Consider the following 26,260-nt stretch of genomic DNA (forward strand, 5'->3'; position numbering starts at 1 on the left):
CGAGCGGCGCGCGTGGGCGCTTCTCTGCCGGGTGGCGCGCTCCGGCGGCGCACGGTGGGACGCCCGTTCTGGACGCGCGTCGCGGGCGTAGGATGCGTCCCCTGATGCCGTCCTCCCCCTTGCCTGTGCGCTCGCCGCGCGCTCGCCCGCGGCGCAGCGCCGCGCTGGCCACGGCCGTGGTGGTCACCTCCACGCTCGCGGCGCTGCCCTCCCCTGCCGCCGCCAACGGCGTCTTCCCGGCTGCGGACCAGATCGTGTTCGACCCGTCGGATCCTGCGCGCGCCGTTGCCCGGATGACGTACGGGCTGCTCACCACGCGGGACGGGGGCGCGAGCTGGCACTGGATCTGCGAGCGCGCGGTCGGGTACGACGACACGAACGGCGTGTATCCGCCGATCGCGATGGCGGCGGGCGGCAGGGTGCTCGCCGCCCTGAGCAACGGGATCGCGGTCGGCACCGAGGGCGGCTGCGGCTGGGCGGGCGCCGCGGAGCTCGCCGGGCAGGAGGTGATCGATCTCTCGATCCGGCAAGGCGACCCGTCGCACGTGGTCGCGGTGGCGGGCGGCGTCAGCCCGAGGCTCTGGGAGTCGCGCGACGGCGGCGCGAGCTGGGCGAGGGCGGGGGCGCCGATGCCGCCGGGTTTTCAGGTGCGCACGGTCGACATCGCCCCCTCGGAACCGCAGCGCGTGTACGTGAGCGGCCTCGTGAGCGCAGGCGCAACGGTCCAGGGCGCGCTCGCGCGGTCGCTCGACGGCGGAGAGACGTGGGAGACCGCGACGGTCCCGGGGAGCACGACCGCGCGCGCTCCGTACATCGCGGGGATCGATCCCTTCGATGCCGGCGTGCTCTACGTGCGGCTCGCGGGCGCGCCGGGGTCGCTGCTCGTCTCGACCGACGGCGGCGCGACGTTCGCGCCCGTGTTCGAGACGCAGGGCTTCGCGCGCGCATTCGCGATCTCGCCGGACGGCGCGACGGTGGCGGTGGGCAGCGACATCGACGGCGTGTGGCGCGCGCCCTCGTCCACGCTCGAGTTCGAGAAGGTCTCGAGCGTGGCGCCGCGCTGCTTCGCCTGGACGGAGGCGGGCCTCCACGCGTGCGCGACGGAGTTCCTGGACGGCTTCACGATCGGCCGTTCGGTCGACGGCGGCGCGACGTTCGAGCCGTTGCTGCGCCAGCCGTGCCTGCGCGGCCCGCTCGCGTGCGCGGCGGGCACGCCGGCCGGGGAGCTCTGTCCGCCGGACTGGCCACGCATCGCGCTGCTGACCGGCCACAAAGACTGCACGCCGGACGCCGGTCCCCCGGGCGGCGGGAGCGACCCCAGCGCCGGCACGAGCGGCCCCGCCGGGACCGGTGGAGCGACGGCGGCGAGCGGGGGAGGAGGCGTGGCGAGCACTGGCGGATCGAGCGGAGCGCCCGAGCCGTCGGGCAGCGCACCGCGGCCGGGCGACGGAGGCTGCGGCTGCCGCACCGGCGGCTCGGGCGATGGCAGGGCCGGTGCCCTCGCCGTCGCGGCGCTGGCGGCGGCCGCGGTCGGGCGACGGCAGCGGAACCCAACCTGGGTGCGGCGGAGCGAGCGGAACCCAACCTGAGCGGAACCCAACCTGGGTGCGGCGGGGCGGATCCCAACCTGGGTGCGGCGGACGGGGCAGCGGAACCCAACCTGGGTGCGGCGGGGGGGTGCGGCGGAACCCAACCTGGGCGGATCCCAACCCGGGTCGGCGGATCCGGGGGCGGCGGAATCCTCGGCGGATCCTCGTCAGGGCGAGATGACGACCCGCCGCGCAGCGGTCGCGACGTCGCCGTTCGGGTCCTCCACGGCGATGTCGATGTCGAGCGCTCGCCCCCGGACGGTCTCGACCAGGAGGCCCCGGTCCACCTGAAAGCGCACGCCGTGGATCTCGCACAGGCCCTGTCCTGCCCTGTGCAGCGTGATGTGCGCGGAGAAGGGGAGCAGCTCGACTCCGAGCTCGGGGTAGTGGCCCCCCACCCGGAGGCGCGAGCCCATCTGGCGAAGGCCTGTCACGCGCAGCGCGAGCCACACGTGATGGCCCCCTTGAGGGCCCGCCTCGATCGACACCACCTCGCCATCCTCCAGCGGTGCAAACCCGCTTTCCCCCTGCCCGATCATGACCGCCGGCGCCCCCGAATCGGGCGTCTTGCACGCATCCCTCGCCGTCACGGTCCACATCGGATCGTGGCCGGCGAGGGCAGACGGGGCGATGAACGGGTCGACGCACGCCCCCTCCGCGCAGGTCGCGCCCCCCGCGCAGGGGACCGCGACGCACGCCTCGTCGAGCGGCACAGGCAGGAGCAGCCTCCGCCCGCTGACCGCGCGGGTCGCCGCCGCTCGCGTCACGATGGGCAACGCCTCGCCGTCGCGGAACGCCGCGACGGACAGCTCGACCGCTGCGCCGTCATGCGCCGGCCCGACCACGAGCTCCGCCGGGAGCGCCAGACCGCCCCCACCATACGAGAGGCGCTCTCGGCGCGTCACGACGCCAGCCACCTCCGTGGTTATCTCGATCTCGTCGATATCGAAGCCGACCGCCATGTCCGTCGTGAGGCCGACCACCACGAGCGCGTCGGCGCCATCGTCCGCGCACCCCGCGGAGCCCAGGACGAGCAGGGCGAGCAGCGCCATCGAGGTCGACCGCACGATCACCTGCCGCCACTCAGCGCGACGCGCGCGACGGACGCCTGCGGCGCCGCGCGAGCCACCCTGCCGCCGCGGCGACCGCCGCGAACGGCGCCGCGAGGGCGGCCCTGCTCCCCGGGCCGTAGGCGCACATCCCGCCGGAGAGGCTCCCGTCGATGCCCTCTGGACCGATGCTGACCTGCGCCTCGGCCTCCACCGAGATACCCCGCTCGAGCAGCGCGTTCACGCACGCCGGGATCTCGGAGCCGGAGAGGATGTACTTCCCATCGCAGAAGAGCGCGCCGTCGCCGCTGCAGGACGCGTCGCACTTCACGCGGAGGTCGTGCTCGCATTGCTCGAACTCCTCGTCCTGGCAGGTGGTCTGGCAGTCCATGTTCGCCTCGGCCGTGCAGGAGCCTCCGCAGCACTCGATGCAGTGCTGGTAGCAGCCTCCATCCACCGTCACGCACTGGGCGTCGCACTCGCTGTCGCAGTTCGCGTCCCACGTCGCGGCGCACTGCGCGACGTCCGCCGCGTCGGAGCACCCGGCCTCCCGGCCGGCGGTGCACTCGACGAAGCAGTTGTGGGAGCAGATGACGTTGATGCCTCGATCGCAATCCGACGTGCACTGCGCGGTGCACTGGTCCGTGCAGGTCGCGTCCGCCGAGAGGGTGCAGCTCGTCTTGCAGACCGGCACGAGCTTCGTGGCGCACGCCGTCTTGTAGATCCCGAGCTCGCTGCACCCCGCGGAGCACTCGGCCGTGAGCCGCACTTCGCAGTTCGACAGCCCCTCGAACCGGATGTTGCCGCACGCCTCGACACCCGCGCTCGCCGGGAGGGCGGCCGTCAGGCAGACGGCGACGGCCGAAACCCCAAGAAACATGGCTCTTCGCATGAAGAATTCTCCTTCTCGACGGACAGAAACAGAAGATCGTACCCAGGGGCGTCGCCCTGGGGAAGCGCCGCCGGCGCTCAGTCGGCAGGCCAGGGGTTCGGCGGATCCGCCGGCGTGTAGGGCTGCACGTCCGCCTCCGCGGCGATGAGGTTCCGGATGAACAGGTCGACGTAGCGCAGGTCGTCCTCGATGTCGGGATCCGGATGCTCCTCGAGCCACGCCTCCACGTTCGGGCGCAGCGCCTCGAGCGTGCGGCGCGCGGTGCGGGGATCGGCGTCCGCCGCGAGCTGGGCGGCGAGCTCAAAGCCCGCGAACAGGTTCAGCATCACGAACCCCTTCTCGACCGTGTCGCCGGAGAAGTAGCCGGCCTCGGGCGGCGCGTCGGGCGCGCTCGGCGCCTCGATGTCGATCCGCTGCGAGCGCGCCTCGCCCGTGAGCGGGTGCTTCCACGACAGCCCGAGGCTGCCCACGGCGCGCGGATCCTCGACCCCGCGCTGGTCGGCGCGCGGCACGAGCTCCAGCAGGATCGCGCCGCCGCCGCCGCGCCGGCCGCCCTCGACGGGCTCCTCCGCGCTGGTCCGACCGGCGAGGAAGAGGCTCGGGATGTGCACGGCGCCGCCGCCCTCGCGGGCCCGGAAGCCGTTCGTGCCGTAGGCGCCGCGCACGACGTAGCCGTCGCCCACGGCGATGTCGAGATCGACGTCGAGCGCCAAGGGCACGAGGAACGTCTTCACCTCCTCCGTGAAGACCTCCTGCACCGCCCTCGGGTCCTCCAGGAAGTAGAAGTTGCCCGCGCCGATCTCGCTGAGCCCGCGCATCAGCGCCACGTCGAACTCGCCGCCGACCCCGACGGCGGTGACGCCGATCCCCTTCTCCGCATAGCCCCGGGCGAGCGCCTCGATCCGCGCCGGGGAGGTGAGCCCGGCGGTGGCCACACCGTCGGACAGGAAGATCACCCGGTTCTGCCGCTCCGGATCGAGGTGCCGCTCGGCGACCGCGAACGCGGTGAACAGCCCGTCGTACAGGTTGGTCGCCCCGCCCGACGCGAGCCCCTCGAATGCCCGCGTGAGCGCCGCCGCGTCCGAGGCCTCGGCCATCTCGAGCACGACCTCGGCGCGCTCCGCGTAGCGGACGAGCGAGATCCGATCGTCCGGCTCGAGCGCGCCGATCATCTCGACGAGCCCCGCCTTGAGGTAGGTGATCGGGTCGCCCTGCATCGACCCGCTCGTGTCGACCGCGACGACGAGGTGCAGCGGCGGCCGCTCCAGCGCGCCGAGGTCGACCGGCGAGGTCATCCCGATCTGGATGAGCGTGCAGGGCGAGCCGCTGATCATGTTGCCCATGATCCCGAGCAGCCCGTGCATGCACACGTCCTCGCCGCAGTCCGCGGCCGGGTAGTCGAGCTTGTGCTCGGCGAAGAAGCCGACGTCGTCGAGCGCGTCCGGGCCGGGGATCGAGCCGTCCTCCAGGATCTGACGGAACAGGCCGAAGTCCTGCGCTCCCCCCTGCGAGACACCGACGCTGCCCGGCCCGGGCTCCACGGCGCCGGCGCTCACGCGGGTGTCGTCGGAGGCGCAGCCGGCCACGCCGAGCGCGAGGACGGCGCCGAGCGCCAGGTGGACGTTGATTCGATGCTTCATGGCGTGACCTCCTACGGCGCCGCGACGGCGACCAAGACAGACTCCAGCGAGCGGGATTGATCGAGGGGCGCGGTGAAGCACTCGGCGTCGCGGACGGGCATGTCCTCGGCGCGCACGAGGTGGAGCACGCCGGCGCCCTCGGCGAGCTCCGCCCGCTCGCCGGCGCGCAGCGAGACGATCCCGGAGACGCCCTCGCCGAGCAGCGACGCCTCGAGCGGCGCGACGAGGCTGCCGCACGCGTCGTGGAACCCATCGCAGCCCGCGAGCGGCGAGACGTCGGCCGAGAAGTCGGGCGCGCGCGGGTCGGCGGTGGCCATCGACCAGCGGGCGAGCGCGTTGCCCCGCACCGCGAGGACCGCGGCCGCCTCGCTCTCGACGTAGAGGCCGCGCACGGACGCCACCTCGCCCGGCGGCACCTCCGGGAAGGACGTCCAGCCCTTGAGCTCGATGGCGCGCACGGAGATGACGTCGCCGGCGCGGAACGGCATCGCCCCGGCGGGCACGCAGAGATAGAAGGGCTCGCCCCGCTCCGGCGTGATCGCGTGGCACCCGTCCGGAGACGACGTCACGCTGGCGATCGCCGAGGTCGCCCACGTGGGCGTGGTCCAGTCGAGCCTGCCCCCCTCGACGGCGACGGTGCACGCGCCCGCGGGCGGCGGCGGCTCGGCGGGCGGCGCCGGGAACACCGCCGGGTGCTCGGCGAGCTCGAGCCTCGACCCGGCGCGCTGCAGCGCGATCAGGGTCTCCGGCGCCGCGCCCGCCGTCGACGTGACGAGGGGCCGCATCGGAAACTCCGCCGCGGACCACGCGAGCAAGGTGAGCGGCAGCCCGTCGGCGTCGACCAGGTAGGCGTCGCACCCGTCGTTCTGCAGCGGGAGCGCGCGGCCCGGCTCGACGAGCCAGGTCTCGGCGTTCGCGAACAGATCGCGCGAGAGGGCGCCCGTCGGATCCGCGAGCACGACGCCGCAGTCGGCCCGCACCGGATCCCGCAGCCGGCGCACGCGGACGAGCTGCACGTCGTCCGTCATGTTGCCGATCACGAGCGACGCGAGCTCCTGCGGCGCCGGCGGCACGCACCCCTCGGCCCCGTCGCACGGGACCGGCTCGTAGCTCGTGGCCACGCACGCGAGGCTGCCCGCCATCAGCGCGAGCCGGGGCGCGATCGGCGTCCGCGTCGGCGCCTGCGCGGGATCGGGCCGCCGCGCTGCGCCGCCGAGCACGCGGTAGGAGACGAAGAGCATCGGCAGCGCGAGGAGGTCCGTCGGATCGACGGTGATGCGCCACGGGAGCGGCGTGAGGGCCATGACCCCCTCGACCGCGCGGGCGGCCTCCGGAGCGACCTTGATCGCCGCGAAGACGGCGCCGGTGGCCACGTGCGCGCCGAGGAAGCCGCGGCGCGAGGAGACGCGGAGCAGCGCCGCGAGGACCGCGGGCGCGACCAGGAGGCCGGCGAGATCGCTGAGCTTCCCGGTCATCCAGCCGGGGAGCAGGCCGGAGCCCTTGAGGGCGTGATCGTTGAGGACGAGGAGGGCCAGGGCGCCCAGCCACAGGGGGTGAACGAGCGATCGAATCGAGCGCAGATCTCGGGTCATCAGAGCTGTCCCTCCGTGCGTCGAGGGGCCCAGACACGGGCCGCCAAGCAAGCGAGCAGCCTGCAGGAGACCGCGCCAGGGCAAGCGACATGCCCTGATGGGAGGTCCGCGTTTTCGCGGTGTTCACGCCGAGCCCAGCGGCGCGCCCCTGACGCCGGTGTCAGGCAGCCCGGTCTGCGCGTTATCGGCGCCCGGCGCCCGCCTCGCGGTGGCAGCGTCCGCTGGCACCTCCGCCCGCAACGCGGTCTACTCCTCCTCACCTCCCATGTCCGCCTCCCCCCGCGAGCCGCTCCTCGGCGCGAGCTTCGTCCGCGAGCTCGAGGTCCTGCAGCGACGGCTCGAGATCCGCGCCCGCTCCGGCGGCATCGGGGAGCACCTCGCGCGGCGGCGCGGCGGCTCGGCGGAGTTCAAGGAGCACCGGGCCTACGCCCCCGGCGACGACATGCGGCGCATCGACTGGGCCGCGTACGCGCGCACCGGCGAGCCGGTGCTCAAGCTGTTCCGCGCGGAGGAGGACGTCATCGCCCGGATCGTGTGCGACGCGTCGGCCTCGCTCGACTTCGGGGAGCCGACGAAGCTCGACGCCGCCCGGCGGCTCGCGGCGGCGATCGGCTACATGGCGCTCGCGCGCTCCGAGCGCGCGCAGCTCTTCGTGGCGGGCGACGGCATCGCCCGCGAGCACGCGCCCGTGCGCGGGCGCCCCGGGCTCGCCGCGCTGCTGCGCGCCCTCGACGCCGTCCGGGCGGCCGGCGGGACCCACCTCGGCAGGGCCATCGACGCCGTCGTGCGGCAGAGCCCCCGGCCGGGCCTGCTCTGCGTCCTCTCGGATTTCTTCGACCCCGGCCCGGTCACCGCCGCGCTCGGGCGCGCGGCGCAGGCCGGGCACGACGTCGCCCTCGTCCAGGTCGTCGCCGCCGAGGAGGTCGCGCCGGGCTTCGAGGGGGACCTCACGCTGGAGGACGCCGAGACCGGGGCGGTCGTCGACGTCACGATGGACGCCGCGGCCCTCGAGGCGTACGCGGCGCGCTTCGCCGCCCTCTGCGAGGCGCTGCGCGCCTGGGCCCGCCGCCACGGCGCCACGTACGTGCGGGCGCGGAGCGACGAGCCGCTCGAGGGCGCCGTCCGCCGCCTCGTCGCGAGGAGCGTCGACTGACGTGGCCGCCCCGCTCGCCCAGGCCTCCGCAGGCTCGCCGCTCACCTTGCTCGCCCCCGCCGGCCTGTGGCTGCTCGCGCTGCTCGGCCCGCTCGTCCTCCTCTACATCCTCAAGATCCGGCGGACCCGCCGCCGCGTCCCCTCCACCTGGCTCTGGGCCGCCGCGCAGCGCGACCTCATGGCGCGCGCGCCGTTCAGGAAGCTCATCGCCCAGCTACCGCTCGTCCTGCAGGCGCTCGCGCTCGCGCTCCTCGCCCTCGCCCTCGCCCGCCCCGCCTCGCGCGGGCGCGCGCTCACCGGCGATCACGTGGCGATCGTCATCGACGCGAGCGCCTCGATGTCCGCCGCCGCGCGGGCGCCGTCCGGCGAGGCGACCACGCGCATCGAGCTCGCCAGGCAGGTCGCCCGGGACCTGCTCGCCGGCCTCACCCCGGGCAGCGACGCGCTCGTCCTCGAGGCCGGCCGCGACGCGCGCCTCGTCGCGCCGCTCGATCGCGATCCCGTCCGGCTCAGGGCCGCCATCGACGCCGTCGCCGCGCGCGACGTCGAGGGCGATCTCGGGGCCGCGATCGCGCTCGCGGTCGACCGGCTCCGGCAGCTCGGCGGCAGCCGCCGCATCGTCGTGATCACCGACGGTAACCTCGCCCGGCCCGCCGCGCTGCGCGGTGTGTCGCTCCCGCTCGAGGTCGTCACCGTCGGCGATCCCGCGGACAACGCGGCCATCGTGCGCGTCGATGTGCGCTCGGGGAGCGCGCCCGTGGGCGCGGCGGGCGGCGGCGCCGAGGGCCGCGAGGAGGTGCAGGCGTTCCTCGTGGTCGCGAACTTCGGGGCGCAGCCGCGCGATCTCTACGTGACGATGCGGCAGGACAACGCGTCGGACGTGCTCGCCTCGCGGCGGGTGCTGGTGAAGCCCGGCGAGCGGCTGCCGGTCGTGCTCACGTTCCGGCCGTCGCCCGGCGACTACCGCAAGGGGCTCCTCTTCGAGCTCTCCCCGCGCGACGCGCTGCCGGTCGACGACGTCGCGTACGGCCGCGTGCCGGCCGGGGACAGGCTCCCGGTGTTCCTGGCGTCCGCGGGCAAGGATCCGGGCGGCGCGCGGGCCGCGGCGTCCGGGGGCGCCGCCTGGCTCGAGCGGGCGCTCGCGTCGGACCCGATGACGTCGGTCACCTCGGGCACGCTCGCGGAGCTGCTGGCCGCCCCCGCGCTCGATCCGGACACGTTCGTGGTGATCGACGGCGCCTGCCCGCCCGCGCCGCCGGGCGGCGACCTGCTCATCGTGAACCCGCCGCGCGGCCGCTGCTTCGGCACGCTCGTGGGGCCGGCGCTCGAGCGCCCGGCCCTCACGTCGTGGGACACGGCCGATCCGCGCCTGCGCTTCCTCACCCTCGACGGCGTGCTCGTGCGCGCGGCCTCGTCGCTCACGCCGGAGTCCGCGACGCAGGCGCTCATCCGCGCCCAGGAGGGCACGATCGCGACCGACATCTCCACCGCGTCGCGGACGGGCACGCTGCTCGGCTTCGACGTCGGCGAGAGCGACTGGCCGCTCAAGGCGTCGTTCGTGCTCTTCATGCGCAACCTGCTGGAGCAGGCGCGCGCCCACCGCGCCCACGGCATCACGGGGCCCGCGCGCACCGGCGAGCCGCTGCGCGTGAGCGTCCCGGGGACGGCGCGGGACCTCGAGGCCACGGGCCCCGCCGGCGAGCGGCTCGACGTGGCGCTGCGCGCCGGCGTCGCGGTGATCGCCGAGACGCCGCGCGCGGGGTTCTACCGGCTCGCCTGGCAGGGGCCGCAGGCCGGGTCGGTCGTGGTGCCGGCCAACCTGACGAGCGCCGCCGAGAGCGATCTTGCGCCGCGGCCGCTCGCGGCCGAGGGCGGGGAGGTCGCCGTCTCCAGCGCCGCGGAGCAGCCGGACGCGCACACCGAGTGGACATGGCTGCTGGCGCTGGCGGCGCTCGCGTTCGTGGTCGTCGACGTCTGGTATTTCACGCGCGCGCCGCGGTCGCTGCGGGGGCCCGATCGGCCTGTGGCCTAGGCCCAGGCGGGAGCACGCGCCGGGGTGGGGGTGTGCGCGGCAGCGCGCGGGGGGCGCTCGGCGATCCGCCAAGACGGGGGCCGGAGTGCCTGCTTGAACCACCGCCCGGCATGTCTCACTTCGGGCCATGCCTTCCGAGACGTTTCGTCGCGCGCCACACGAGGCGCGCCTGAGACGTGGTGCCCGCTGAGACCTCATGGCACCTCGTTCGGTGCTCCACCGCGCCCCCCGCGCGCTGCCGCGCACACCCCCACCCCGGCGCTCACGCCCGGGCCCCCTGGGACAGCGGACCACGCAGCCGAAGTGTGCTGGCCCGGGGCCTGCGTGACGAACCGCCGGTCGGAAGAGGCTCGCGGGCGCCGTTGGCCCCTGGAGGAGCCCGCGTGGCATACTCGGCTGGGCCATGAACGAGCCGGCGCGCAAGGTTACCTGGACGTACGCCGAGTATCTCGAGCAGGAGCGGGCGAGCCCGACGAAGCACGAGTTCCTGAACGGCGAGATCTTCGCGATGGCCGGCGGAACACCGGAGCACGCGCGCCTCTGCATGAGCGTCGGCGCCGAGCTCCGGGCGCATCTCCGCGGGCGCCCCTGCGCGGTCTACGCCTCCGACCTGCGCGTCCGGGTGCAGGCGACCGGGCTCGCCACGTACCCCGACGTCAGCGTGGTTTGCGGCAAGCTCGAGCGCGATCCGGACGACAAGGAAGCCGCGCTCAACCCGATCGTCCTGGTCGAGGTCCTCTCCGACAGCTCGGAGGCGTACGACCGGGGGGAGAAGTTCGCGCACTACCGGCGGATCCCCTCGCTTCGGGAGTACGTGCTCGTCTCGCAGCACGAACCGCACATCGAGGTGTTCCGCCGCAACGAGGATGGCTCGTGGACGCTCCGGGAGGCCCGCGCCGGAGCAGGAGCGCACCTGGAGGCGATCGGGTGCCCCCTGTCGGTCGACGAGGTTTACCGAGATCCGCTCGCCCAGGCCGCGACGGAGGCGGAGCAAGGACTCCGTGAGTCGTGATGGACTCGAAAGCATCGGCAGCATGAGCAGCGCGCTCTGACGCTCGCGGATCGGCCGGAGCCGCTCAGCCGGAGCCGCTCAGCCGGAGCCGCCGGGCAGCGAGCTCACGGCGGGCGCGACGCGCTGGGCGTGCGCCGCGACACGCTCGACGTCCGCGCGCGGCGAGGGGTACGCGCCCGGCCAGACGCGCCGCAGCGCGCGCGAGCCGAGCTCGGCGAGCCCGTTCCTGAGCTGGCCCGGCAGGGAGGCGCCGGGCACGAGCGCGAGCAGGCAGCGGGGAAGTCCGCGCCGAGCAGGATCGAGAGCGCCCAGCGCCACGATGATCGGCTCGACCGTGCCCTTCGGGGCGACCATCGAGTGCCTCCAGAGCCCATCGCGCCCCCCGTGCCAGCACCGCCGCCGCCGGTCGGCTCATCCCGGCCACTCCCGACGCTGTCGCCACCGCCGGTCCCAGCCACGGTGGCGCCGCCAGAGGTCGCACCGCCGCTGCTGCTCGCGCCACGGTCGGAACCGGTCGCCGTCGTTCCGCCGCTGCCGTCGTTGTTGAGGTCGGACTCGGCGGGGGCGCACGAAATCGCGATCCAACCCGCAAGGGTGATACAATGAGGAGAGTCGGCTGAACGTTTGGAGGAAGCGGACCGGGAGCGCGGAGGGGGCGGGCGCGGGCGCTCTGGCCCCCTCAACGCGAGATCATTCCCAGTTTTTGCGCTGGGGATTCACCCAGGGCGAGGTGCACATCACGCAATCATCGCCATAGAAATAGTGCTTTCCACCGGTGTCGTTGTAGATCCAGTAACGAAGCCAAGCCACGATCGCTGGCCGTTGGACGCCTCCCACGTCGCGCGTGATGTACCCATGATCCGCGCCCATGACCGTCGCCAGGAACGTCTGGGTCTGGGACATGTCGTAGGTTTTTTGCTGCATCGGCAGCCCGATCGTGTCCTGCGTTCCGCTGGTCTGCAGCATGGGCCCGTGCAGGGCCGCCGTCGCGATGTGGCCATGGATCGAGACGACGGTGGCCACGGCCTCATGACCGCCGATCTCCACGGCGGCGGTACCGCCGACCGAGTAGCCCATGGAAACGGCGCGCTCCACGTCGATCTTGCCCTGGTAGGCGCTGCCCGCCTTGCTGTTTTGCTCGATGATCCAGTCGAGCCCCTCCAGCATGGCCGCGCGATTGTTCTGGTCGTTGGGACCGCCGGTGAGGAGATTGGCTCCTACCACCACGAAACCGTGAGAAGCGAAGTTCGTCAGGAGAGCCGTGTAGCTGGTCACCTGCGTATTGATCCCGGGTCCAAAGATGATCGGCGCGTGCAAGAAACCGTCCTCACCGAGGCGTTCAGGCCTGAATATCGTGTGGTTTCCGCTGGGCCCCGAGCTCCGCTCCACGGTCGTCGCGAACGGCCCCTCCGCAGAATAATCCGTGATCGGCGGGAGCGGCGAGCCACCGGCCCCCCCCGCTGCATCGCCGCCGTCACCTGCTCCGCCCACGCCTGCTCCGCCCGCGCCTGCTCCGCCCGCGCCTGCTCCGCCCGCGCCTGCTCCGCCCATTCCACCGTCGCTGATGTCGGCCCCGCCACTGCCACTGGCAGCGCCACCCGACCCAGCGGTTACCCCAGCGGTTACGCTGGTCGATGCCCCGCTGGTGGCTGACACGCCCGAGCTGCCCGCACCGGCAGCTTGTGCCGCGTCGCCGCCATTTTCGCCGCACGAAAGCAGCGCGACGCTCGAGAGCAAGCAGAAGACATTGAAGCGCCTGACGGCCTTCTTTTGATCGTGCATGAGGCCTCACTTGGTCGCGTCACGCCGGCGCGAAGCGCTCGCTTCAGGCCGACGATGGCGAAATTGGCAGACAGATGGTTGCCAGGCGTTCTGCGTTGGAGCGCGCCCTGATGTCAGCCAAGCAGCTGCTCCTTTCCCCCTGCGTGCGCCTCGTCTGGAGCCATGGCGCGCCCGTCAAGGTGAACGCGCATGAGAGCGCAGGACCCGGTGCCCATGACGGCCTTTCAGGGCACGGCACTGGAATGTCTGTAATGCAGATTGTGAACGTTCACATAACTCACGTCAATCACAAACTGGCGCGCGGCGATCGTCGGCGGGCGCGAGGTCCGCGTCTGGCGGGAACAGCGCTGGTGGCGCGGCGTGACCGCGCCTTCGAGCCGCATGCTCGCGTCACCGACGCCAGCCACATCGACGCATTGCGGCGCAGGCCTGCCGCGCCGATGCCGCGGCGGCCACTCCCCCTGGAGCGGCGCGCCGCGCGCGTCCTCCCGGACGCCCCGCGAGCAGAGCCACGCCGCGAGCGCCTCGCCGAGCTCGCGCAGGCTCGACCAGCGCGACGACGGCTCCTTGCGCAGGCCGCGCTCCACGATCGCCCAGAGGTCCGCGTCGAGGCCGCGCGCGTCGACCAGCGACGGCACCGCGTCCTGCAGGACGGCCCGCAGGCCGTCGAGCGCGTTCCTCGACGAGAACGGCGGGCGGCCCGAGAGCGCCTCGTAGAGCATCGCGCAGAACGACCAGATGTCGGCGCGGCGGTCGACGGTCGGGAGGGCGAGCACCTGCTCCGGCGGCATGTAGTCCGGGGTCCCGAAGACCTCGAAGTCCCCCGACGCCTGCTCCTCGTCCTGCTCGGCGACGATCTTCGCGACGCCGAAATCGACGACCTTCGGCTGGAGCGCGCCGCCCTCGCGGCGGACCAGCATCACGTTGTCCGGCTTGAGATCGCGGTGGATGACCCCCGCCTCGTGGGCGGCGTGCATCGCGCCCGCGACCGGGAGGAGCAGCGCGACCGCCCGCTCGGGCGCCATCGCCCCCTCGCGCGCGAGCGCGCTCCGCAGCGACTCGCCCTCGAGGAGCTCCATGACCAGGTACGGGTCGCCGCCCTCGGTCTGCCCGGCGTCGAGCATCCGCACGATCCCCGCATGATCCAGCCGGCCCGCGGCGCGCGCCTCGCGCAGGAAGTAATCCCCGAGCTCCGCGGACCGGAGCTCGGGGCGCATGAGCTTGAGCGCGACCGCTGACTTCGTCATCACGCTCGTCGCGCCCCAGACCGCGCCCATCGACCCCTCGCCGATCTTGTGGAGCAGCCGGTACCGGCCCGCGACAAGATCCCCGGCCTGGTGGTGCGCGCCGCACGCGGGCTCGAACGACGCCTCGCCGAGGTCCCATGCGCTGTCGTCCGTGCTGCTCCAGGCGTCCGTGGTCTCGATGCGCGACATGATCTCTCCTGCCCTCGGTGCCGCGCGGCCTCGCCGCGCCGTGATCGCGCTCAAGCAGACAGCGTGCCATCCTGGAGAAACCTGGAATCCCCCCGGAGAGGCGGAAATGCCGCGCGAGACGCCCGTGAGGCCGACGGACACGCCGCACGGCTGCCCCGATGGGGCACTCGGCCACAGCGCACCGAAGCGGCATCCGCGGGCGCCGCAAAATGATTTACTCCGGGGCCATCGCATGCGGACCGAACGGAGGCCTCCTTGATCCCGGCGGCCGTGCTGCGCGCCCTGCCCTGCGCCGTCACGCTGGCCGGCGCCCTCGCCTTCGCCGCGCTGCTCCGCGTCGCCCTCCGGCGCGGCGCGGCGCGCCGCCCGATCCTGCTCGCCTGGATGGTGGCCGGCGCGCTCCCCGCCCTCCACGTCGGCCTCGTCTGGTGCGGGCTGCTGGAGGACGTCTACCTCCGCCTCGCGCGCCCCTGGGGCACCCTGCTCGCCCTGGGCGCCACGTCGTTCATCGCGCTCCGGTACCTCGCGCTCGCGCGCGCCGCGCCGCACGCCCACCGGCAGGGCCCGTGGCGCGCGCGGCTCCGGGATCTCCTCACGCCCCTCGCCGGGTTCGCCGCCGCCATGGCCGTCGCGGGGCCGGAGCTCGGCAGGCCGCTCGACCGGCTCACCGTCCTGCTCGCGATCGATCGCAGCCGCTCGATCGACCTCGTGCCGAGCGCCGACGAGCGGATCGCGCACGAGCTCTCGGTGGCCGAGCTCGGCATGCGCGAGGACGACCGGATCGCCACGATCGTGTTCGCCGCCGGCGCCGCGACCGAGGATCCTCCGCGCCCGCGCTCGCAGCTCCCCGCCCCGCAGCGGGTCGCGCTCGGCCGCGACGGGACCGACCTCGCTGCGGGCATCCGGCGCGCGCTCGCCGAGGTGCCGTCGGACTCCGCGGCGCGCGTGGTGCTGCTCACCGACGGCGTGCCGACCCGCGGCGACACGATGGCCGCGGCCGCGGCCGCGGTCGCGGCCGGCCTCCCCATCGACGTGCTCCCGCTGGAGCAGCGGCTCGTCCCCGACGTCCGCGTGGTCGCCCTCCGCGCGCCCGCGCGGGCGGACGAGGGCGAGGCGCTCGATCTGCGGCTCGTCACCTCGTCGCCGGCCCCGGCCGAGATCGAGATCCGCCTCCGCCGCGACGGTGAGCTCATCGCCCGCGCCGACGCCTCGATCGCGGCGGGCGAGGACGTGCTGCGCATCCGCGAGGAGGCGCCGGGGCCGGGGCTGCACCGCTACGACGTCGAGATCACCGCGAAGGATCCGGCGCTCGACGGGGCCGCGGAGGACAACGCCGGGAGCGCGTTCCTCCGCGTCCGCGGCCCCGCCGCCGCGCTCGTGCTGGAGGGCGACGCGGGCCAGGGCGCGTTCGTCGCGCGGGCGCTCGCGGACGGCGCGTTCCGGGTGGACGAGGGGGACCTGGGCCGCGTCCCCGCCGATCTCGGGGGGCTCGCCGGCTACGACGTGGTCGTGCTCAGCGACATCCGCGCGTCCGACCTGTCGCCCGGCCAGATCGACGCGCTCGCGAGCTACGTCCGCGACCTCGGCGGCGGGCTCGTCCTGATGGGCGGCGACCGGAGCATGGGGCCGGGCGGCTACGCGCGGACGCCGCTCGAGGAGGTCTCCCCCGTCTCGTTCGATCTGAAGCAGGAGCGCCGGCGGGCGAGCCTCGCGGAGGTGATCGGCATCGACATCTCCGGCTCGATGGCGGCGAGCGCCGGCGCCCACACGAAGCTCGAGCTCGCCAACGAGGCCGCCGCCCGGTCGGCGTCGCTGCTCGGGCCCGGGGATCGGCTCGGCGTCGCGCACGTCGACACCGTGGTGAAGTGGAGCGTGCCGCTCGGGCCGGTCACGGACAAGGCCGCGATCGACCGGGCGATCCGCGCCGTGGGCCCGGGCGGCGGCGGCATCTTCGTCGACATCACGCTCGCGGCGGCCTACGGGGCGCTCGACCGCGAGGCCGTGAACCTGAAGCACGTGCTGCTCTTCGCGGACGGGTCGGACGCGGAGAACATGGGGTCCAGCCGCGCGATGGTGGAGGCGGCGAGGCGCCGCGGCATCACGACGAGCGTGGTCGCGCTGGGCCAGGGCAGCGACGTGCCGGAGCTCGAGGTGCTGTCGCGCCTCGGCGGCGGCCGCTTCTACCTGGTCGAGGACGCCACGCGGCTGCCCGCGGTGTTCACGCAGGAGACGATCCTCGCGGCGAGGAGCGCGATCGTGGAGGAGCCGTTCCGCGTCGCGCCGGGCGCGCCCTCGTCGATCACGGCCGGCATTCCGTTCGGGGAGGCGCCGCCGCTCGCGGGCTACGTGGTGACGCTGCCGAAGGGCCGGGCGACGGTGCTGCTGTCCGGGCCCGAGGGGGATCCGATCCTCGCGGTGTGGCCCGCGGGGCTCGGCCGGGCCGCGGCGTTCACGAGCGATCTCAAGGATCGCTGGGGGGCGGCGTGGACCCGCTGGCCGGGCGCGGCGCGGATGATCGCGCAGGCCGCGCGCGACGTGGCGCGCAAGGCCGAGGATCCGCGGGTGCGGCTCGACGCGACCGCGTCGGGCGGCGAGCTGTCGGTGCGGGCGAGCGTGGTCGGCGACGACGGGCGGGCGCAGTCGTTCCGCCGGCTGGTGGTGCACGTCGCGGGGCCGGGCGGCTTCTCGCGCGAGCTCCCGCTGGAGGCGACGGGCGCGGGCGCGTACACGGCGGCGCTGCCGCTGTCGCGGCCGGGGACCTACATCGCGGTGGCCCGCGACGAGCTGACCGGGGAGGCCGTCGGGACCACGGGCGCGGTGATGACGGCGGGCGAGGAGTTGCGCCCGACGGGCAGCGACGTGTCGCTGCTCGGGCGGATCGCGGAGTTCACCGGGGGCAAGCGGCGCGACACGCTCGCGGGCATCTTCGAGGACCGGGGCACGAGGCGCTTCGCGTACCGGGACGCGACGCCGCCGCTGGTGCTCGTGGCCGCGCTCGGGTTGCTGCTCGCCGTGGCGGCGCGGCGGCTCGCGCTGCCGGAAGCGGCGCTCGCGTGGGGCGCGCGGGCCGGCGAGCGGCTGCGCGCGAGGCGGCGAGGCGCCGGCGCCACGGCGGAGCCGGCGGCCACGGGGGCGACCGTGGGGGCGCTGCTCTCGGCGCGGCAGCGGGGGCGCGCGGAGCGAGAGGGACAGCCGTCACGCGGTGCCGGGGAGGCGGGAGGACCGTGGCGGACGCAACCTGGGAGGGCGCAACCTGGGTCGGCCGCCGGCGGACCCCAACCCGGGTCGGCCGCCGGACCTCAACCTGGGTCGGCCGCCGGCGGACCTCAACCTGGGTCGGCCGCCGGCGGACCTCAACCTGGGTCGGCCGCCGGCGGACCTCAACCTGGGTCGGCCGCCGGACCTCAACCTGGGTCGGTTCCTCAACCTGGGTCGGCCGCCGGACCTCAACCTGGGTCGGTTCCTCGCGGCGCACGCGGACCGGCGGTCCCGGAGGCGCTGGCGCCTGCGGCGGAGGAGCGGCCGCTCACCGCCGCGGAGAAGATCCTGGCGCGGCGCCGCGGGCGCCTGTGAGATGGATGCTTTCAATGCGTGAAAGCGCTCACTCGAAAATCGAGCGAGCACTTTCAAGGCTCGCGAGGGGGCTCCGAGGATTCCAGCGGGCGCCTTCAAGCCTTGAGGGTGCCCACTCGCGCGCCGAGTTGGCCTTTCAAGCGTTGAAATCGCCGACTCGGCGTCCGAGTCGCCGCTGCAACGCTTGCAGCGAGCCTTGCAGCGGCCGGGTTGCCCCCCCTCGAGCGTCGGGCTGGGCTTCTGGGCTCGGCGGGAGTCACCGATGCGTCTTGACTGGAGCCTCGCCGCGGCCCGACCGCTCGCCGCTTCCCTCCTCCTCGTGGCCGGATGCAATGCCCGTACACCGGGGAGCGGCGGCGATGCAGCGACCACCGGCGCGAAGCCACAGGGAGCCCCGGCCTCGACGTCGTCCTCGAGGCCGGAGGCCGCCCCGGCGGCAAGTCGAACGAGCGATGTCCCTCCCGCCGCGGATCGAGCGGCCTTCAGCCCGGTCACCCTCGAGGCGATCCAGCGCGCGCAGCACAGGATCACCGAGGGCCACGCGGTCGGCGTGAACCTGCAGCCATACTGCGAGCCGGAGGTTCAGGCGCCCGGCAGCACGAGCCCGGTCGGCGAGGTGGCATGGCCAGAGCTCCGCGTGACCGACTACCAGCCGCTGCACGACCTGCTCTCGAAGCACCCGTCGTTCATCGGGGTGGTGCCCGAGCGGAAGCGGCGGTCGCTCGTCGTCGTCTTCGAGCCGGACTTCCAGGATTGGGCATCGATCCAGGCCCAGATCCCGGTTCCAAGGCGCGTCCCGGTCGAGCTGCGTCCCGGCTGTCACACGCGGAAGCAGAGGGAGCTCGCGCAGCAAGCGCTCGAGGCGCTCAGGAAAGAGCCGGCGGTTGGCTCGGCGTTGCACGCATGGGCGCCCGATGCCTCGATCGCCGGCTTCCGTGTCTTCGTGCTGCCGGGAGACACGGCGACGGCGGCGCTCGTCGCCGAGCGGCTCGGCTCGATCGCGAACGTCTGGTTCAGCAGGCCCTTCGGGGAGCACTGAGCTCCCGCTCATCGCGGGGCCATGTCCGCGACCACGTTAGAACCGTGGCGAGCTCCGCCGGGTGCCCGGGCGGGAGCCCGAGGCGCGGCCGCACCTGCGCGATGCCGATGCCGACGCCCCCCGCGCGCCCCCCTCCCCCCGCGGGCTCCCCTGCGACTCACCGAGGCCGCGGTCCACCGAGGCCGCGCTCCACCGAGGTCGCGCTGCACCGAGACCGAGGCCGCGCTCCATCGACCCCACAGGCAGCCCCCGAAGCGAGCAGCCCGCCCGCGGGTTGCGAGGCCGAGCGCGTTGGAGTAGCGTCCGCGCCGCCGCGGGGCCGGGCGATGTCGCTCGCTTCGCTCCAGCGGACGAGCCGGGCCTCTGGTGCGCGCCCCGGCTCACGCCGCCCCACGCGCACTGGAGACGAGAATGGCCCGAGGCTCGACAACCACGCGCAGCACGTCGGAGGCTACCGATTCGCTCATCGGCCGGGGCGCCCGCATCCGCGGGCGGGTCCACGGCGACGGCTCGCTCCGCGTCGAGGGCAGCGTCGAAGGGGACATCCAGCTGACCGGCGACCTCGAGATCGAGGACGGCGCGTCGGTCACCGGCGACGTCGAGGCGAGCTCGCTCGTCGTCGCCGGACAGCTCACGGGAGACGTGACCTCGCGCGGCCCCGTCACCATCCGGGCGACCGCGCAGTTCGCCGGGGACATCGGCGGCAGCGAGGTGGTTCTCGAGGAAGGCGCGACGTTCGCCGGGCGCATCGAGGTGGAGTTCGACCTCCCGGTCGAGCTCTCCGAGCGGACGGGCGCGCGCGCGCAGGGCCCCCGTCGTGAACCGGCGGGGCGGTAGCGCGCGTTGACGGACGAAGAATCGCGCCGAGACGGCGCGACGAGGAGCACGAACGTGGCGGGTACGATCATCGGAAACGGGCTCACGATCGAGGGCGAGATCACCTCCGACGAGGAGGTGATCATCGCCGGCACGGTGCGCGGCAAGCTCACCGTCGAGGGGGGTCTGACCATCGACGCGGGGGCGCAGGTCGAGGCGGACATCGGGGCGGCGTCGCTCCAGGTGGGCGGCAACGTGACCGGCAACGTGACGGCGGCCGACCGCGTGGACCTCCTCGCGGGCGGGCGCCTCGTCGGCGACGTGAAGGCGTCGCGGCTGACCATCGCGGACGGGGCCTCGTTCAAGGGCAACGTCGACATGGACGTGTAGCCGATGGTCGCTCAGTCCACGATCGGGCCGACCACGGCCATCCGCGGCAACGTGCAGGGCGACGGGGATCTCGAGATCCTCGGCCGCGTCGAGGGGAGCGTCGTCATGACGGGCGACGTGACCATCGGCGAGGGCGCGCTCATCCAGAGCGACGTGCGCGGGCGGCGCGTGGTCGTCCGCGGCGCGGTCGCCGGGAGCATCTTCGGCGAGGAGGCGGTGGTCCTCGAGCCCGGCGCGCGCGTCGTCGGCGATCTCGGCGCCCCGCAGATCGGCATCCAGCCGGGCGCCCTGGTGCGCGGCAACGTCACCACCGGCGCCCCGCGCGCCGCGGCCGCGCCCGCCCCGCGCGCCGCGGCCGTCGCGGCGGCGCCGGCCGCTGCGGCGCCGGCGGCCCCCCCGCGCGCGGCCGCGCCGGCGCGGCCGGCCCGCGCGCCGGCCCCGGCGGCGCGGCCTGCGCCTGCGCCCCGCGTCGCCCCCGCGCCGCCCGCGCGCCCCGCGCCGGCCGCGCGCAGCGCCCCCGCCGAGGCGAGGCCTGCGCCCGAGCCGCGGCACGCGCCCGTGCACGAGGAGGAAGAGGCCGAGCTGTCGGCCTCGGCGGCCGGCGGCGAGGCCGAGGAGCCCGAGGCGGGCGAGGGCGCCGGCGGGCCCCCGCCGCCCGTCGTCCCCGCGCTCCGGAAGGGGGCGGCGAAGGCGTCCCTCCGCAAGAAGGGCGGGCGGTGAGCGCCTCCGGCGCGTCGGAGCGGGAGCGGCTCGTCGCGCTGCTGCGTGAGCGATCGTTCGAGCAGAAGCGCGTCGTGCTCGCGTCCGGCCGCGAGAGCGACTTCTTCATCGACTGCAAGCAAACGGTGCTGACCGCCGAGGGGCACGCCCTCGTCGGCTCGCTGATGTTCGAGGCGCTCGACGCGCTGCCCCGGTGCGACGCCGTGGCCGGGGTCGAGCTCGGCGGGTGTCCCCTCGCGAGCGCGGTGTCGCTCACGAGCTACCTGCGCGGCCGCCCCCTCCCCGCGCTCTACGTGCGCAAGGAGGTCAAGGATCACGGCTCGCGCCGGCTCGTCGAGGGCGATCGCGGGCTCGTGCCCGGGATGCCCGTCGTCATGCTCGAGGACGTGATCACGACGGGCGGCTCGACGCTGAAGGCGGTCGAGAAGCTGCGCGCCGCGGGCGCCTCGGTCGTCGGCGTGATCGCCCTGGTCGACCGCCTGGAGGGCGGCGCGGACGCGATCCGCGCGGTGGGGCTGCCGCTCGTCGCGCTCTGCACCCGCCGCGATTTCCTCCCGGACATGCCGCCCGGCTGAGGCGGCGCGCCGCGCCGCCGCCCTGGCCTGCGGCCCGGCGGCCGCTCCGCCGACTTCGCCTGCGCCCCGGCTACTCCGCCGCCTTGGCCTGCGGCTCGCCGAGCAGCGGGAAGCCGAGCGCCTCGCGCTGCGCGAGGTACGCCTCGGCGACGGCCCGCGCGAGCGCGCGGACCCGGCCGATGAAGCGCTGCCGCTCGGTCACGCTGATCGCCCCGCGCGCGTCGAGGACGTTGAAGCGGTGCGCGGCCTTGACCACGTGGTCGTAGGCCGGCAGCACGAGCGCCTTCCTCGGATCGATCACCACCCCCTTGGCCGCCGGGTCCGCGCCCCGGTAAAGGAGCCGCTTCGCCTCGGCCTCGAGGTGATCGAACGCCGCGAAGTGCTCGGCGGTGTCGGCCTCCTCGAAGTTGTACGTCGACCACTCCCACTCCGCGCGCTGGTAGAGGTCCCCGTAGCTCACGATCTTCCCGCCGCGGTCCGAGTAGACGACGTCGTAGATGCTGTCCTTGTCCTGCAGGTACATCGCGATCCGCTCGAGGCCGTAGGTGAGCTCGCCGGACACGGGGCGGCAGTCGAACCCGCCGACCTGCTGGAAATAGGTGAACTGCGAGATCTCCAGCCCGTCGAGCCAGACCTGCCAGCCGAGCCCCCACGCGCCGAGGGTCGGCGACTCCCAGTCGTCCTCGAGGAAGCGGACGTCGTGCTCGAGCGGGTTCGTGCCGATGGCGCGCAGCGACTCCAGGTAGAGGTCCTGGATGTCGATCGGGCTCGGCTTGAGGATGACCTGGAACTGGTGAAACTGCTGGAGACGGTTCGGGTTTTCGCCGTAGCGCCCGTCGGCGGGGCGCCGGGACGGCTCGACGAACGCCACGTTCCAGGGCTCGGGGCCGAGCGCGCGCAGGAACGTCGCCGGGTTGAACGTGCCGGCGCCGACCTCCGAGTTGTACGGCTGCACGATGAGGCAGCCGCGCTCGGCCCAGAACTTCTGCAGTGCGAGGATGAGGTCTTGGAAGGTCATGGGAGGGCCGGTTCTTAGCCTGGATCGCGGCCGCAGGCGACGCCCTGTGCGCGTCGCCTGCGCGGCCCGCCGGGCCCTCCGCCGGGGAGGGCCGGCGCCCTGCGCGCCATGGTATCATCCTCCCGCCATGCAGTCTGGCGCCGCTCGAAAAGCGTTGGCAGCCGCCGACCCGACCGTCTACCCCGTCGAGGACGACGTGGGCGAAGGCTCCCTCCAGCGCTTCATCTCCGAGCTGCTCCGCGCCCTCATCGAGCGATGGCTCGACTCCCGGAGCAAATCCCGGCGCAAGCCGGTGTTCGTCGGCGCGGATCAGTTCTTCTACTGGGAGCAGTACAACCCCATCGAGGGCATCGCCCCCGACGTTTACGTCCTGCCCGGGGTGGATCGTTCCACGCGGGTGGGCGCGTGGAAGGTGTGGGAGACGGGGCTCGTGCCCTCGTTCGCGTTCGAGATCGTCTCGCGCGACATCGACAAGGACTACATCAACTCGCCCGCGAAGTACGCGCGGCTCGGGGTCGAGGAGCTCGTCGTCTTCGATCCGGACTATCAGGAGAGCCGCTCGCGGGTGCGGTGGCAGATCTTCCGCCGGACGAAGCGCGGCCTCCTGCGGGTCGAGAGCACGGACGCGGATCGGATCCGCTCGCGGGTGCTCGGATGCCACCTCCGCGTGGTCGGAGAGGGCGGCGAGATGCGGGTGCGGGTCGCGTACGGCGCCAACGGGGAGACGCTGCTCCCGACCGACGCCGAAGCGCTCGAGCAGGCCGAGGCGGAGCGGCAGCGCGCCGAGGCGGAGCGGCAGCGCGCCGAGGACGAGCGGCAGCGCGCCGAGGACGAGCGGCAGCGCCTGGCCGAGGCGCTCGAGGCCGAGCGCCACGCCCGCGAGGCGCTCGAGGCGGAGCTCGCCCGGCTCCAGGGCCTGCAGCCCGAGCCCCCCAGGCGGCCCCGGCCCCGCAAGGCCAAGCGCTGACGGAGACGCCCGCCCGTCGCGGACGCTCCCGGACGCGGCGCAGGACCGCGGCGCGTTGCGCGTCAGGTCGCGCTCGGAGAAGCCCTCCGCGGCGCGGCCGCAGGGAGCTCCCGGGCGTTTGCGCGCGGTGGGCGAGCGGCGTAACTTCCGGCCCAACGTATGGGCTCCCACGCATCTTCGCCCGCGGCGCGGCGGAAGCGCGTCGTACGGCGCGCCGCCGGCGGCCCGGATGCGCAGGTGGCCATGGACGCGCTCCGCGCCATCGTGCAGCGCCTCCGCGTCGCCTCGCGCGCGTGCGAGCGGCAGCTCGGCCTCAGCAGCGCTCAGCTGTTCGTGCTGCAGCAGCTCGATCAGGCGGCGGCCTCGTCGATCTCCGATCTCGCGCGGCGCACGCTCACGCACCAGAGCTCGGTGTCCGTCGTGGTGACGCGCCTCGCCGAGCGCAGGCTCGTCACCCGGCGCGCCTCGCCGGAGGACGCGCGCCGGACGGAGATCGCGCTCACCCCCGCCGGGCGCGCGCTGCTCCGGCGCGCGCCGCGCACCGTGCAGGCCGAGCTCGTCGCCGCGATGGACCGCCTGCCGGCCGCCGAGCGCCGCGGGCTCGCGCGGAGCCTCACCGCGCTCGCCCGGGCGATCGGCGCCGGCCACGAGGCCCCGCCCCTGTTCTTCGAGGGCGACGACGCCCGCTCCGGCGCCGTGGAGCGCGAGGGGCGCTGAGGATGAGAGGAAGGGACGACATGCAAGGCGCGCCCCCGCCGCCGCCGAGGGCATCCCCGTCGCCCCGTCGATGGGCCCGACGCTCGAGGATCTCCGCGCCCCCACCCCCAGCGCCGCCGTCGATCGACGGGTGGTGCTCCTGAGCTGCTGCTCTTCGAGTACCGGCCGCGCTCGGTGATCCCCGTCGCCCTCGCGGCCGCGGCGGCGGCGCGCCTCAGTCCACGAAGTACTCGCGATCGCCGGCGAGCCCCTGCTCGAGCGCGGCCATGCCCTTGGCGACGTCGAGCTTCACGCCCTCGCGCTGGAAGCTCATGCCCATCGCGTAGAGCGTCTTGAACAGGTTGTGCGAGCGGCACTGCTCGCCCATCTGGCCGACGCGCACGATGTTGAGGCCGAAGGCGCCCGAGATCTCGACGCGGAAGGCCTTGGTCATGTACTCCCGCACGCGGGCGCTATCGACGCCGTCCGGCAGCTTGATGGCGAGCACGCTGTTGAGGCGCACCTCCCTCGCCGCGAACAGCTCGAGCCCCATCGCCTCGATGCCCGCCTGCATGGCCAGAGAGCTCATCTCGTGGCGGCGGAACCGCCGCTCGAGCGTCTCCTCGCAGACGAGGCGCAGCGCCTCGTGCAGCGCGAGCACGCCGGGCACGGGCGCCGTGTAATGGTACTGCTGGTAGCCCCAGAAGCGCTGCGCGCGGGTCGCGTCGTAGCACCAGTGCGGGCGCGGCCCGGGGCGCTCCTCGACGGCCTTCCACGCGTCCTGGGAGAAGGCGCAGGCCGACACGCCCGGGATCGACGACAGCGCCTTCTGCCCGCCGACGACGCCGACGTCGATGCCCCACTCGTCCATGTGCACCGGCATGGCCGTGAGCGTGACCACCGCGTCGACGATCGTGAGCGCGCCGTGCGCCTTCGCGAGCTTGCAGATCTCGGGGAGCTCCACCATGCGGACGCCGCAGGACGTCTCGCCGTGCGCCATCGTGACCACGTCGTAGCGCTGCTTCTTCAGCGCCTCGCGCACCTCGGCGAGCGTCACGGGCCGCCCGGGCGGCCCCTCGAGGAACGTCACGTCCGCGCCGACGCCGAGCGCCATCTCGCCGAGGCGGCCGCTGAACGTCCCCACCTTCAGGCAGAGGACCTTGCGCCCGGGCCAGCACAGGTTCGCCACGGCCATCTCCATCGCCGCGGACGCGGGCCCGGCGATGCCGAGGATCTTGTCGCTGCGCGTCTGGAACGCGTAGGCCGCCATGTACTTCACGTTCTGGATGACGCGATCCATGGTGGGGCCGAGGTGATTGATGATGACCCCGTTCGCCTGGGCCACGGCCTGCGGAATGGGCACCGGGCCGGCGCCCATCAGGAGCAGCGGCTCGGACGGCAGGATCGCGACGAGAGGCGTGATCGGGGGCGGCAGGATGGAAAACGACATGGCCGGAACCTTGGGCAACCAGTGCGGAGCCGCTAGCAAGCCCAATGCCCCATCCGGCGTCAAGAAATTCGCTGGTGGGCCTGCCGCGGAGAGCAAAACGCTGCGCCGGGCCGCGTGAGCCCGAGGGCGGTCGCCTGCCCGGCGGGGCCGCGCCCGGACGCGGATGCCCGAGGCGGTCACGACGGCCCCAGGGCGCGGCGGCGGAGCCAGGGCTCCACCATGTCGCGCCCTGCGACGGGATCGGGCGTCATGCCTCAAGAATGGGCCGCTCGATCCCTTCATACCGCGGTGCTGCGCCGGGCGATCGCGTGATAGCCCGCCACGAGCAGGATGGCGCCGATGAGCGACATGAAGAACCCCGCGGGCTCCCCCTCTTCATACATGAAGAGCATGCGGCCGAGCAGCCCGCCGACGAAGGAGCCCACGACACCGATGATCATCGAGACGACCCACCCGCCCGGCTCACGCCCCGGAACGATGAGGCGCGCCAGAGCGCCGACGACGAGGCCAAACAGGAGAAACAGAATGAACGACATGATGAACCTCCCATGAGGAGCCAAGCGCTCCTCGTTGCACGCAGGCTGTTCAGCAAGGTGCGCGCCATCCCAGAGAGTCCAGGCTCTTCGGCAGCGTCCGAGGGCGAACGACGCAGCAAACAGAGGACCAGACCACGATCCGGGCCCGGAAATCCGGCCAGGGCGCGCGCTTGTCCCGGAGAGATGGGGTGGGCGCGATCCTTTTGTGAGAAGGCTCCCGCAGCGCCCTCGTGGCGTATTGCCTCATGCGAGCCGGGACGCGGAGGGCGAGCGAGGTAGCCTGCCCCAATTCCCGCTGCGGGC

General features: G+C 74.1%; 22 protein-coding genes. 12 read left to right on the forward strand and 10 right to left on the reverse strand.

What is annotated here, in order from left to right:
• The first annotated feature begins 104 nt into the window (after positions 1-104).
• Positions 105-1,589: a WD40/YVTN/BNR-like repeat-containing protein gene (locus tag WMF31_RS33870; RefSeq protein WP_436605910.1), complete on the forward strand. Its 1,485-nt coding sequence runs from the start codon at positions 105-107 to the stop codon at positions 1,587-1,589.
• A 167-nt stretch (positions 1,590-1,756) separates the two neighbouring features.
• Here WMF31_RS33870 and WMF31_RS33875 read toward each other — a convergent pair whose 3' ends face one another.
• From WMF31_RS33875 to WMF31_RS33890, 4 genes are all read right to left on the reverse strand, one after another.
• The gene (locus WMF31_RS33875; RefSeq protein WP_436605911.1) at positions 1,757-2,656 is read right to left on the reverse strand and encodes a hypothetical protein; all 900 of its coding nucleotides are present in this window, start codon (positions 2,654-2,656) and stop codon (positions 1,757-1,759) included.
• A 16-nt stretch (positions 2,657-2,672) separates the two neighbouring features.
• Entirely contained in the window at positions 2,673-3,530 is an 858-nt protein-coding gene (locus WMF31_RS33880) for a hypothetical protein (protein ID WP_436605912.1), read from the reverse strand.
• A 77-nt stretch (positions 3,531-3,607) separates the two neighbouring features.
• Positions 3,608-5,170, reverse strand: a complete 1,563-nt coding sequence (locus WMF31_RS33885; protein WP_436605913.1) for a vWA domain-containing protein — start codon at positions 5,168-5,170, stop codon at positions 3,608-3,610.
• Positions 5,171-5,181: 11 nt separating this feature from the next.
• Positions 5,182-6,762 (reverse strand): hypothetical protein, encoded by a 1,581-nt coding sequence (locus WMF31_RS33890; protein WP_436605914.1) that lies wholly within the window; start codon positions 6,760-6,762, stop codon positions 5,182-5,184.
• Positions 6,763-7,027: 265 nt separating this feature from the next.
• Between WMF31_RS33890 and WMF31_RS33895 the strand changes: the two genes are divergently transcribed.
• The 3 genes from WMF31_RS33895 (at position 7,028) to WMF31_RS33905 (ending at position 10,959) form a co-directional block, all read left to right on the forward strand.
• The gene (locus WMF31_RS33895) at positions 7,028-7,915 is read left to right on the forward strand and encodes a DUF58 domain-containing protein (RefSeq protein WP_436605915.1); all 888 of its coding nucleotides are present in this window, start codon (positions 7,028-7,030) and stop codon (positions 7,913-7,915) included.
• Position 7,916: 1 nt separating this feature from the next.
• Complete coding sequence (locus WMF31_RS33900) at positions 7,917-9,947, forward strand: VWA domain-containing protein (protein WP_436605916.1); 2,031 nt, start codon at positions 7,917-7,919, stop codon at positions 9,945-9,947.
• 403 nt (positions 9,948-10,350) lie between these two features.
• Positions 10,351-10,959, forward strand: coding sequence for a Uma2 family endonuclease (locus WMF31_RS33905; RefSeq protein ID WP_436605917.1), 609 nt, complete (start codon positions 10,351-10,353; stop codon positions 10,957-10,959).
• Positions 10,960-11,037: 78 nt separating this feature from the next.
• On the opposite strand, the gene WMF31_RS33910 is transcribed toward WMF31_RS33905, so the two are convergent.
• The 3 genes from WMF31_RS33910 to WMF31_RS33920 form a co-directional block, all read right to left on the reverse strand.
• Positions 11,038-11,313: a hypothetical protein gene (locus WMF31_RS33910; protein ID WP_436605918.1), complete on the reverse strand. Its 276-nt coding sequence runs from the start codon at positions 11,311-11,313 to the stop codon at positions 11,038-11,040.
• 336 nt (positions 11,314-11,649) lie between these two features.
• On the reverse strand, positions 11,650-12,741 hold the full coding sequence (locus WMF31_RS33915; RefSeq protein WP_436605919.1) for a poly(ethylene terephthalate) hydrolase family protein: 1,092 nt from the start codon (positions 12,739-12,741) through the stop codon (positions 11,650-11,652).
• Between the two features lie 224 nt (positions 12,742-12,965).
• Positions 12,966-14,177, reverse strand: a complete 1,212-nt coding sequence (locus WMF31_RS33920; protein WP_436605920.1) for a serine/threonine-protein kinase — start codon at positions 14,175-14,177, stop codon at positions 12,966-12,968.
• Between the two features lie 255 nt (positions 14,178-14,432).
• On the opposite strand from WMF31_RS33920, the gene WMF31_RS33925 reads away from it, so the two are divergent.
• From WMF31_RS33925 to pyrE, 6 genes are all read left to right on the forward strand, one after another.
• Positions 14,433-17,750, forward strand: coding sequence for a VWA domain-containing protein (locus tag WMF31_RS33925; protein ID WP_436605921.1), 3,318 nt, complete (start codon positions 14,433-14,435; stop codon positions 17,748-17,750).
• Positions 17,751-18,012: 262 nt separating this feature from the next.
• The gene (locus tag WMF31_RS33930; RefSeq protein WP_436605922.1) at positions 18,013-18,789 is read left to right on the forward strand and encodes a hypothetical protein; all 777 of its coding nucleotides are present in this window, start codon (positions 18,013-18,015) and stop codon (positions 18,787-18,789) included.
• 411 nt (positions 18,790-19,200) lie between these two features.
• Complete coding sequence (locus WMF31_RS33935) at positions 19,201-19,626, forward strand: bactofilin family protein (protein WP_129344985.1); 426 nt, start codon at positions 19,201-19,203, stop codon at positions 19,624-19,626.
• A gap of 54 nt (positions 19,627-19,680) precedes the next feature.
• The gene (locus WMF31_RS33940) at positions 19,681-19,995 is read left to right on the forward strand and encodes a bactofilin family protein (protein WP_129344983.1); all 315 of its coding nucleotides are present in this window, start codon (positions 19,681-19,683) and stop codon (positions 19,993-19,995) included.
• A gap of 3 nt (positions 19,996-19,998) precedes the next feature.
• A complete protein-coding gene (locus WMF31_RS33945) occupies positions 19,999-20,715 on the forward strand; it encodes a bactofilin family protein (RefSeq protein ID WP_436605923.1) in 717 nt (238 codons plus the stop codon).
• Positions 20,712-21,290 carry an orotate phosphoribosyltransferase gene (gene pyrE, locus WMF31_RS33950; RefSeq protein ID WP_436605924.1) on the forward strand — a complete coding sequence of 193 codons (579 nt, stop codon included), beginning with the start codon at positions 20,712-20,714 and terminating at the stop codon, positions 21,288-21,290. The genes WMF31_RS33945 and pyrE overlap by 4 nt, the downstream gene beginning before the upstream one ends.
• Positions 21,291-21,360: 70 nt before the next feature.
• Here pyrE and glyQ read toward each other — a convergent pair whose 3' ends face one another.
• A complete protein-coding gene (gene glyQ / locus WMF31_RS33955; protein WP_436605925.1) occupies positions 21,361-22,308 on the reverse strand; it encodes a glycine--tRNA ligase subunit alpha in 948 nt (315 codons plus the stop codon).
• A gap of 154 nt (positions 22,309-22,462) precedes the next feature.
• Here glyQ and WMF31_RS33960 point away from each other — a divergent pair, with 154 nt between their 5' ends.
• Complete coding sequence (locus tag WMF31_RS33960; protein ID WP_436605926.1) at positions 22,463-23,275, forward strand: Uma2 family endonuclease; 813 nt, start codon at positions 22,463-22,465, stop codon at positions 23,273-23,275.
• 243 nt (positions 23,276-23,518) lie between these two features.
• Positions 23,519-23,992 (forward strand): MarR family winged helix-turn-helix transcriptional regulator, encoded by a 474-nt coding sequence (locus WMF31_RS33965; protein WP_436605927.1) that lies wholly within the window; start codon positions 23,519-23,521, stop codon positions 23,990-23,992.
• 214 nt (positions 23,993-24,206) lie between these two features.
• Here WMF31_RS33965 and WMF31_RS33970 read toward each other — a convergent pair whose 3' ends face one another.
• Together WMF31_RS33970 and WMF31_RS33975 are read right to left on the reverse strand one after the other, a co-directional pair.
• Positions 24,207-25,421 carry a pyridoxal-phosphate-dependent aminotransferase family protein gene (locus WMF31_RS33970; RefSeq protein WP_436605928.1) on the reverse strand — a complete coding sequence of 405 codons (1,215 nt, stop codon included), beginning with the start codon at positions 25,419-25,421 and terminating at the stop codon, positions 24,207-24,209.
• 278 nt (positions 25,422-25,699) lie between these two features.
• Positions 25,700-25,957, reverse strand: coding sequence for a GlsB/YeaQ/YmgE family stress response membrane protein (locus WMF31_RS33975; protein ID WP_436605929.1), 258 nt, complete (start codon positions 25,955-25,957; stop codon positions 25,700-25,702).
• Positions 25,958-26,260: the final 303 nt, after the last annotated feature.

This window comes from Sorangium sp. So ce1036, assembly GCF_051369805.1.
Classification (GTDB): Bacteria; Myxococcota_A; Polyangia; order Polyangiales; family Polyangiaceae; genus Sorangium; species Sorangium cellulosum_F.